The 7106-nt window shown below is 55.9% G+C and carries 9 protein-coding genes; all 9 read left to right on the forward strand.

The window, feature by feature from the left end; translation table 11 throughout:
* Positions 1-296 (forward strand): hypothetical protein (locus GXX34_02985; GenBank protein HHW06490.1); only part of this gene is annotated, 296 nt, incomplete at its 5' end.
* A gap of 77 nt (positions 297-373) precedes the next feature.
* A complete protein-coding gene (locus tag GXX34_02990; protein ID HHW06491.1) occupies positions 374-1255 on the forward strand; it encodes a hypothetical protein in 882 nt (293 codons plus the stop codon).
* Positions 1256-1259: 4 nt separating this feature from the next.
* Positions 1260-1712, forward strand: a complete 453-nt coding sequence (locus GXX34_02995; GenBank protein ID HHW06492.1) for a (2Fe-2S)-binding protein — start codon at positions 1260-1262, stop codon at positions 1710-1712.
* Between the two features lie 12 nt (positions 1713-1724).
* A complete protein-coding gene (locus GXX34_03000; protein ID HHW06493.1) occupies positions 1725-2987 on the forward strand; it encodes a xanthine dehydrogenase family protein molybdopterin-binding subunit in 1263 nt (420 codons plus the stop codon).
* A gap of 20 nt (positions 2988-3007) precedes the next feature.
* Positions 3008-4024 (forward strand): xanthine dehydrogenase family protein molybdopterin-binding subunit, encoded by a 1017-nt coding sequence (locus GXX34_03005; protein ID HHW06494.1) that lies wholly within the window; start codon positions 3008-3010, stop codon positions 4022-4024.
* A gap of 30 nt (positions 4025-4054) precedes the next feature.
* Positions 4055-5347, forward strand: a complete 1293-nt coding sequence (locus GXX34_03010; protein HHW06495.1) for a DUF2088 domain-containing protein — start codon at positions 4055-4057, stop codon at positions 5345-5347.
* Positions 5348-5629: 282 nt separating this feature from the next.
* Positions 5630-6385, forward strand: coding sequence for a nickel pincer cofactor biosynthesis protein LarC (gene larC, locus GXX34_03015; GenBank protein ID HHW06496.1), 756 nt, complete (start codon positions 5630-5632; stop codon positions 6383-6385).
* Positions 6382-6825: a LarC family nickel insertion protein gene (locus tag GXX34_03020; protein ID HHW06497.1), complete on the forward strand. Its 444-nt coding sequence runs from the start codon at positions 6382-6384 to the stop codon at positions 6823-6825. The genes larC and GXX34_03020 overlap by 4 nt, the downstream gene beginning before the upstream one ends.
* 136 nt (positions 6826-6961) lie before the next feature.
* Positions 6962-7106, forward strand: a 145-nt coding sequence (locus tag GXX34_03025; protein ID HHW06498.1) for a helix-turn-helix domain-containing protein, incomplete at its 3' end; no start/stop codon positions are given.

Raw genomic sequence — 7106 nt, forward strand, 5'->3', positions numbered from 1 at the left:
AGCACATTCCCACGGTGGTGGTGGGACAGGAACAGGCCGATCTCTTTAACCGGGATCCCCAGAACCTGACCTACATGAAACATGCCCTGGTAGCCGAAACCACCGAAGCCGCCATGGAGTTTGCCTATAAGGTTACCGGCACGAGGAAAGTGCTGGTTTTCGACGGGGCCATGGGCGGTATCAACGTGAGCGAACCTTTGGCGGAACTGCTCCTCCAAAAAGCGCCGGTAGTCAGCGAGAGGGTGGAGAACGAGCTTTTACCCAAGTGGCTGCGGCAGCGGGGCGTGGGCAGGTAAAGGAAGCCGCCCGCCCCACCGTCGCGGGGCAGGCTTAAATACCAAAAGGCAATTTATCGAGGAAAGGAGCGCAGGACGTGAGCGTGCAGTATTACTCTCCCAGCAGTCTGAGCGAGACATTGGAACTTCTGGAGCGTCACAGCAGCTACAAACTAGTGGCGGGGGGAACGGATCTGGTTCCCTGGATGAATTTAAGAAAACTAAAAAATTGCGAAGGTTTCATCTACATCGGCAATGTCTCGGAAATGAAAAAAATCGTGGAGCATGGCGATCACATTTTCGTGGGTGCCCTGGCTACCCATGCGACCATTGCCGATTCCGAAGTGATGAAACAAAAGGCCTACAATGCCTGGTACGCCAGCTATCACATGGGTACGCCGGCCATCCGCAACACCGGAACCGTCGGCGGCAACCTGGTCAATGCTTCCCCGGCGGGCGACAGCTGCGTGGCTTTGCTGGCCGCCGGTGCCGTGGCGCATGTCAAATCCCGGCAGGAAAACAGGATGATACCCCTGGACGAGTTCTTTGTGGACAAAGGAAAAACAGCTTTAAAACCTGGGGAAATCCTCTACGGTGTGTCCCTGCCCCTGGCAGCCCCAGGTGTGAAAAAAGGCTGGTCTTTCCAGAGGAGCGGTACCTTGAAGGGGAGTTCTACGGCCATCATTAACCTGGCGGTAGAAATGGAACAGGACAGGGAAGGCATTTGCCGGGCTTGCCGCATTGCCGCCGGCGCCGTGGCTCCTGCACCGGTGCGCCTGTACCGCTTGGAAGAAATCTTCGCCGGCAAGAAAGTGGACATGAGCTTAATCGAACAAGCCGTCAATGAGATCGACGACCATATTCATCCTATTGATGACACCTATGCCACCGCCTGGTACCGGCGCAAGGTCATTAAGGTGCTCCTCAAGAGAGCCCTGGTCGAGGCCGGCGGCCTGGCAACTGAGCTGAAGGAGGCTTAAAGCAATGGAAGTGAGATTTGTCTTAAATGGCAGGGAAGTAAAAGTAGACGTCAAGCCCACTGCTAACTTAGCCGATGTCTTGCGCCAGCAGCTGGGGGTCACCAGCGTGAAGAAGGGCTGTGAAACCGGGGACTGCGGGTCCTGTGCCGTTTTGCTGGATGGGGAACTGGTGAACTCTTGTATCGTGCTCGCTCCCACAGTAGAGGGCAAGAGCGTGACCACCGTGGAAGGCCTCATTGTCAACGGTGAAATGGATGCTATTCAGAAAAGCCTGGTGGAGCATCACGGTACCCAGTGCGGTTTCTGCACCCCCGGTATGGTGCTGGCTATCAAGGCCTTGCTGAATAAGAATCCCAAGCCCACCGAACAAGAGATCCGCCGGGCCATTTCCGGTAACCTCTGCCGCTGCACCGGTTACCAGAAGATTGTCGAGGCTGTCAAGAGTATTACAGTGTAGGGAGGATAGATCATGGGAAAAGTAATTGGCCAGAGGATTCCCTTATATGATGCCTATCGCCACGTGGCAGGGCAGACGAAATACGTGGACGACATTTACCTGCCCGGAATGCTCTATGTCAAAACAGCGAAACTCCCCGTGCCCCATGCCCGCATTTTAAATATTGATACCAGTGCGGCCGAAAGAGTGCCGGGAGTGGCAGGAGTCATCACCTATAAAGATGTGCCCAACAATTACTGGGGGCCCTTTGTGCAAGACCAACCGGTGCTGCCTGACAAGTACGTCCGGTATTTGGGCCAGCCGGTAGTGGCCATTGCCGCCGTGGATGAAGATACCGCTCAGGAAGCGGCGGAAAAAGTGAAAATTGATTACGAAGAATTACCCCCTGTATTCGACCCCGAAGAAGCCATGCAGCCGGGAACTCCCGAGGTCCACGAAGGCGGCAATATTGCCAAACTCGGCGGCCATGACGCGGTGATGGTGCGCCTGGGCGACGTGGAGAAAGGCTTTGAGGAGTCAGACTACATTATTGAGCATAGATTCCGTACCGGCATGAACGAACATGCCTTCTTGGAACCCCACTGCAGTGTGGCTGAAGCTGATGCCAACGGCCATGTGACCATTTACACCGCCAGCCAGACTACTTCCTGGCACCAGTTCTTGATCGCCGGGGTGCTGGCAAAGCCAGTCAGCGACATACGGATCGTAGCCAGTCCCCTCGGCGGCGGCTTTGGCGGTAAGTCCAACCCGTCCACGGAGTTCGTGTGCGCCCTTTTGGCGGAGAAGACCGGTAAACCGGTGAAATGGCGCTGGACCCGGGAAGAAGAGTTCTTGATTTCCACCGTGCGCAGCGCCGACATCATGTATATGAAGACCGGATTCAAGAAAGACGGCACGCTGGTCGCCCGCCAAATCAAATATATCCAAGATACGGGCGCTTACAACGACTTCGGTACCTACGGGATGCTGAAATTAACCTCGCAAATTAACGGCCCGTACCGGGTGCCCAATGTCTGGTTTGACGGTTATGTGGTTTATACCAACAAGCAAGTCGTGGGTCCCATGCGGGGTTACAGTATCACCCAATCTGTTTCCGCCAACGAAACACAAATGGAAATGATCGCCGAGATAACCGGTCTGGATCCCATTGAAGTAAGAAGGAAGAATCTCTTCACAGACGGCGATATCCTCCCGACCCAGCAAGTGCTTGAAGCAGTAGGCGCCAGGGAGACATTAGAAGCGGTTATCGAGGCGTCCGGCTGGTATAAAAAATAAGGTGGAGGAGGTACTGACTGATGATTAGACGGGGTAGAGGAGTTGCAGTAACGATCCATTCCTCGGGTTTGACCGGAGGTAATGACCCCAGTGAAGCTATTATACGGTTACACGTAGACGGATCGGTAACAGTGAGCATCGGCTCGGTAGATATGGGGCAGGGTGTGAAAACCATCGCCCGCCAGTTAACGGCGGAAGTGTTGGAGATGGATCCGAAGCTGGTGAAAGTAATCGCCGGCGATACGGATCCAGACCCCATGTGTACCGGCCAGTTTGCCAGCAGGACCACCCTGGTTTGCGGCAATGCGGTGAAGAAGGCGGCGGAAGACTTGAAATACAAAATCATGCAGTATGCCGCCGCCAAATTCCAAACACCCATGGAACAACTGGTATACAGTGACGGCGTCATTGCCTCGGCGGTAGAACCCGGGAAGCGGATCACTTTGCCGGAATTAGCCGGTGAAGCTTGCTGGGTGGCTCAGGATGCCTTGATCGGTGTGGGGCGGCACTGCCCGGTCTTCCCGCCCCGGGATATGGAAACGGGTAAGGCGGACTTTTTCCAAGCCCTCCAGTACTGCGCTTGTGTAGCGGACGTGGCGGTGGATGACGAGACCGGTGAGGTCGAAGTAGAGAAGCTGTACGTGGCTTTGGAAATGGGTAAAGCCCTCAACCCCTTGCTCTTGGAAGGGCAGATCGAAGGCGGGGCCAGTTTCGGCGTAGGCTTCGGTTTATCAGAAGATATCCTGCCGTATTATCCCTCCATCGAGCACATGCGCACCAGCTTCCGGGAGTACCGGATTCCCACGGCCTTGGATATGCCGCCGGTGGAGAGCGTGCTGGTGGAGAAGCCGAGTTCCTTTGGTCCCTTCGGTGCTAAAGGCTGCGGCGAGATCGTGGTGAACCCGGTGGGCCCGGCCATCGTCAACGCCGTTTCCAATGCTCTGGGCGGGGTGAGGTTCTTCGAGTTACCTTTAACCCCGGAGCGGGTGCTCCGGGCCTTAGAAGAGCATGAGAAAGCCGAGGCATGCCAAAAATAAAACTATTAATCAAAAGGAGGCATTTCCCGTATGAAATTAAAAGTGCCTTATGAAACTGCCGAAGACCGCGGTGTATTCCTGGAACTGGAGGTAGACGAGAAAAACCTGGTGGCCAGTTTCATCCCCCAAGAGCAGCCGGCCTTGCCCTCCGTTGCGAAAGCGGTGGCGGAAGCGGTAGAAAACCCCATCGGCAGCAAGAAACTGTCCGAACTGCTGGTTGGTGCCAAGAAAGTAACCATTATTACCGAAAACCAGTTTCGCCAGGCTCCAGTGCAGGAAGTCCTGCCGGTGCTGATCGAAAAGGCTAAAAACGCCGGCGCCGAGGTCACCATCGTCATCGGATGTGGTAAGGTGCCCACCTTAAGCCCGGAGGAAATCGAAGAAAAACTGGGCAGCGAGATCGTAAAGAGCGGTATCGAGGTGTACTGCAATGACGTTAGCAAACCGGAGAATTACGTCTTTAAAGGTGTTAGCACTGCCGGTACCCCGGTCTGGATTCACCGGAAAGTGGCCGAGGCGGACGTGATTCTTACCGTCAGCACCACCCAGGCTACCTTGTGGGGCTACGGCGGCTCCGGCATGATTATCCCGGCGGTAGCCAGTAATGAAACCATTGAAATCAACCACGTGATGTCCCTGGCCCCGGACTGCGTGCCCGGCAATAATGACTGCCAGATGCAGTTGGATAAGTATGAAGCCGGCCGCCTGGCAGGGGTAGCCATGGGCATTAACATGATTGTGAACAACCAATTTGAAGTTACCTATGTCAATGCCGGTGACTTTGTGGAAGCCCATAAAGAAGCCGTGAAAGTTTATGACAGCGTTTACCGGTTCAAAGCTGACGCCTTTAAGGAACAGAAGGCTGATATCGTCATCGCCGGTTCCACGGCGCCGACGGATCACCTGTTCTTCCATACCGGCTGGGCCATTGTCAACTGCTTGCCCATTTTGAAACCCGGCGGAACGGTCATCTTCACCTCCCCGTGCCCGGGCTACGGCTCCTGGCCAGGCTTTGCCCTGTTTGATCTGGTAAAGGACTTCATGCCGCCTACTCCTGAGAATAATGAAAAAGCCCTGAAGGCTTTCTACGACCATTCCCGGGAGCTGTGGGCCGGATGCATCTGGTACAAGATTTATGAGGCCATGCTCCATGCCGATTACTACATCGTGACCCTTCCGGAAAACCTGGACATGGCTCGTGACTTCGGCTTCACCGTTTATGACAGCGTAGAGAAGGCTTATCAAGATGCCCTGGCTAAGCACGGCGCTGATGCCCGGGTGGCCTTCGTGCCCTTCGGCCGCTACACTGTATTGGAAGCTTAACTGAGGTTTTGTTTTCCGGGTACAGGCAAAGCTTTTGCCTGTACCCGGAAATGTAATGGCCCGGCCGCGGTTCCTCCCAGGAGCCCAGCATTCCGGTAGGTAGGGTTGGGAGCCCGATCCGGGAACTCAGCGGCCGGCATTTTAACCTGATAAATACCAATATGGCGCCCCTGGGTTGCTAGGGGCCGTCTTCGTGTTTGAGGAAGCTTAGTGGAATTGGACGGCTGTTCTATGCAGTAGTGGGCAGGTCATATCTAGTTTGAAGAAGCGGGTGGTAAGTTCATGAAAATTGCCTATTTCGACTGTTTTTCCGGTATCAGCGGCGACATGTGCCTGGGGGCGTTGCTGGCTAACGGACTATCCTTGGAAGAGCTGGTGGCCGGATTAAGAACCCTGCCTTTGGAAGGGTGGGAATTGGAAGTGCGGCAAGTCCAGCAGCACGGCATTGGAGCGGTGGACGTAGAAGTCCGGGTATCCGGGCCCCAACCCCACCGGCACCTGGCCGATATCCTGTCCGTGATCGACGGCAGTCCCCTCCCGGCGCCGGTGCGGGAAAAAGCGGCGGCTGTTTTCCGGCGCCTAGCCGCAGCAGAAGCGAAAGTCCATGGCATCTCTCCCGAAAAGGTCCATTTCCATGAAGTAGGGGCGGTGGATGCCATTATCGATATCGTCGGAACCGTGCTGGGATTGCACCTGCTGGGTGTGGAGCGGGTGATGGCTTCACCTCTGCCTTTGGGCTCCGGTTGGGTGGAATGCCATCATGGCAAGCTGCCGGTACCGGCCCCGGCCACCGGTTACTTGCTCCAAGGTTTTCCCGTGTACGGCACCGAAGATCAAGCCGAGTTGGTAACCCCCACCGGGGCGGCCCTCATCACCACGTTGGCCGAAAGTTTCGGGCCTTTCCCGGCCATGCATTTGACCAGCGTGGGTTTTGGCGCCGGCAAGACCCAGCTTTCTCATCCTAATCTCTTGCGGGTGGCGCTGGGTGAGGTCAGCGACGCCGAAGCGGAAAAAAAAACCATGAGAGTATCCTCGTGATCGAAACAACCATTGACGATATGAATCCCGAATTTTTCCCGGCCCTGATGGAACAAGTCCTGGCCACCGGAGCCGTGGACGCCTTTTTTACTCCGGTGCAGATGAAAAAAGGCCGGCCGGGGATCCTTTTTACCGCCCTGTGCCCGGAGCACCGACTGGCGGCGGTGGCGGCCGCTATCTTTGCCCATTCCAGTACCCTAGGTTTGCGTTTCCGCCGGGAGGAGCGGCTGGTTTGCCGGCGGCGCTTCATGGAAGTGCCAACTCCTTATGGGCCGGTGACGGTAAAAGTAGGCTTTTATCATGATCCCGAAGGACGAGCCCTGACCAATGTGGCTCCTGAATACGAAGCCTGCCGCCGGGCGGCCCAGGCCGCCGGCGTGCCGGTGAAGGAAGTCTACGCCGCCGCCGTGGCGGCAGCCCGGGAGGTACAGGGCCTTTAGCAGGCCGCTCTCGTTTGCCTACCCCGTGCACAGCCAGAAAGGAATTTGCACAGGTGAAGCGAAGTACTATCAAGATAGCGGAATACCTTACGGTCGTACCGGACGACAGGTTTACGATGTAAGGGGGATGTAAAAAGTGGAAAAGACTTCCCAAATCAAGTCGGTAGCCAAGGCATTAAAAATCATTGATGTACTGGCCGAAGCGCAGGGGGAACTGGCTCTGCACGAAATTGCCGCCAAGCTGGGGGTGGCCAAGAGTACGGTGCACGGGCTGCTTTCCA

It is taken from the genome of Clostridia bacterium, from assembly GCA_012840125.1.
GTDB lineage: Bacteria > Bacillota > DULZ01 > DULZ01 > DULZ01 > DULZ01.

Excerpts from the sequence above, each read along its gene's own strand:
- GXX34_02995 (HHW06492.1), top strand. The coding sequence starts at position 1,260 with ATGGAAGTGAGATTTGTCTTAAATGGCAGGGAAGTAAAAGTAGACGTC.
- GXX34_03000 (HHW06493.1), top strand. The coding sequence starts at position 1,725 with ATGGGAAAAGTAATTGGCCAGAGGATTCCCTTATATGATGCCTATCGC.
- GXX34_03005 (HHW06494.1), top strand. The coding sequence starts at position 3,008 with ATGATTAGACGGGGTAGAGGAGTTGCAGTAACGATCCATTCCTCGGGT.
- GXX34_03010 (HHW06495.1), top strand. The coding sequence starts at position 4,055 with ATGAAATTAAAAGTGCCTTATGAAACTGCCGAAGACCGCGGTGTATTC.
- larC (HHW06496.1), top strand. The coding sequence starts at position 5,630 with ATGAAAATTGCCTATTTCGACTGTTTTTCCGGTATCAGCGGCGACATG.